Source organism: Rhizobium sp. SG570 (assembly GCF_012275345.1).
In the GTDB taxonomy this organism is placed as follows: Bacteria; Pseudomonadota; Alphaproteobacteria; order Rhizobiales; family Rhizobiaceae; genus Rhizobium; species Rhizobium lusitanum.
Genome location: NZ_JAAZQI010000054.1, coordinates 1 through 2,062 on the forward strand (window position 1 = coordinate 1; position 2,062 = coordinate 2,062).

A 2,062-nucleotide genomic window follows, 5' to 3' on the forward strand; every position below is an offset into this window, starting at 1 on the left:
CTTCAACGCAACAAGGGTCGCGATCTGTTCGACCTTGACTACGCGCTCGGAGTGTTCGAGGGGCTGAACTCGGCCAGGATCGTCGAGTGTTTTCTCCTCTACCTTGAAAAAGGAGAGGTAGCGATTCCAGAGCCGAGGCGCAGCAGCGCATGTTCCAGAAACTCGTCAATCCGGGCTTCTTCACTGACATGAGCCCGCTGCTTCCAACAGATCTCGCCAAGGCTCTGACCGAAGAAACGCTTAAGGCCGCGTTTTCTAGGGTAATGAAGGAACTGATCGACCGGATGCCCGGCGACGAGTGGGCGAAGGCGGTGGAAATGCGAAAACGGTTTGGGCTGTAACCAGCTTAAAGCGTCGGAATAGCGAAGGTCACTATTTGCCAGCTTAGTTTCTTCGTCGCATCTTCGGCCCACAGACGCCGATCCGAGTGGCAGTTTTCTCCGCTTCCGATTTGCCCAGGGCAATGCTACCGACACCACCCGCGCCAGTTCAATCTCTTGGTTTGGAAAAGCGGACACCGACGCCGCCACCATTCTCGGGAATAAACTCGATGCCAGCGGCCTCGGGGAGTGGGAAAAACGTGGGGGTAAGGATATCCAGGTAATCGAGTGCTTTTTGGAAAGGTACTCGTTGACCGCACAATTAAAGATGATCATCTCCGTCGAGCTTGTGGGGGTGGACGGCGTTCGACAGCGTCGCGAGATTGCCAACGTTAAGCGAAGTGTCGATGATGCTCGTCTGGACGATTTTGGCCTTTCCCTCGAAGAAGCCAAAGAAATTCAGCTGCATCTGCAGAAGGAGCTGACGCAGTTTCAGACGGATCAGGCCGTCCAGCGTGATCGGAAGTGCCCGCACTGCGATTGCTCTCGCCAGGTTCACGATTACAGATCCCGTACGATCCATTCGCTCTTCGGCCTTTGTCGTGTGCGCGTGCCACGGTGGCGACGCTGCGAATGCGGATCGAGCGCAAGACTGGCCACCGATTGCGCCCCGACCCTGTTGAATGGAAGAGCAACGCCGGAATTGGAGCGAATTCAGGCAGAACTCGGCTCCCGTTTGTCCTTTCGAGAAGCAGCTCGTGTACTTGATATCTTTTTGCCGACCGCAAGAGTCCATAATCACCGGACGCTAAGGAACCGGCTGGGCAAGGTTGCCGATCAGGTCGAAAAGTGGGACGTCGCGAGCCCCTATCGTCTCAGTCGCGCCGGCAAGTCTCCCGTTTCCGTTTTCATCGATGGCGCCTACATTCGCGCGGCGTTGCGCGCACAGGGATGGCTGCCCGGCCGAGACGTCAGTGTTTTCAGCGATGGAGAAGTCGGCTTGCAAAACATCGTTGTCAGCGCAACACGCCAGCCCGTTACGCATATTCTTGACTGGTTTCATCTATCGATGCGTCTGCGGCACATTGAACAGGCCTGGGAGGGCATCAAGTATCTCCAGGATCTGAACCTCTATCTTCGAGACCTCGCGATCCATATGCCCAGGCTTCGACATCTCCTATGGAGTGGGTATGTCCGAGAGGCAAGCGAGGCCGTAAAACAGATGCTTGCCCAATTGGATCAGCACCCCGGATTTCGCGACGCCCTTCGCAAAATCAGGCGCCTCTACGAGCTGATTGGCAATCTTCACACTTACCTGCTCCAGAATGAAGCTTCTATCGTCAACTACTGTCGGCGATACTAGTCCGGCCTGCCGATATCCAGTTCGCCGGCTGAAAGTGCCGCCAACAGCCTCGTTAATGCCCGCATGAACAAGAAGCGTCAGATGCGTTGGTCGCCGATTGGCGCTCATCGGGTTCTTCAAGTCCGAGCCGCTGTAGCGGATGGTCGACTTAAGAAGGCAAAGCTAAATCTTGCAGCGTGACCCCCAGGTTTTTCCCGCTCCCCAGGGCTGATACCATTAGACAGAAATCAGACTACAGACTGCTGTCACGAAAATCTTATACAGCCTACAGGCTGATGAAACGTGCTTGATGATCAGCCTTTAAGCTGATAAAACAAATCCAATATCAGTTTATGGGCTGACAATGAAAAGTGGTACTCGCAAAAGAGCACGGGGACGG

The 2,062-nt window shown here is 54.9% G+C and carries 1 protein-coding gene and 1 pseudogene; both read left to right on the plus strand.

What is annotated here, in order from left to right; translation table 11 throughout:
- The first annotated feature begins 149 nt into the window (after positions 1–149).
- A complete protein-coding gene (locus tag FHT28_RS36640) occupies positions 150–341 on the plus strand; it encodes a hypothetical protein (protein WP_246705064.1) in 192 nt (63 codons plus the stop codon).
- Between the two features lie 289 nt (positions 342–630).
- Positions 631–1,863: pseudogene (locus FHT28_RS35825) on the plus strand (ISKra4 family transposase).
- The last annotated feature ends 199 nt before the right edge of the window (positions 1,864–2,062 follow it).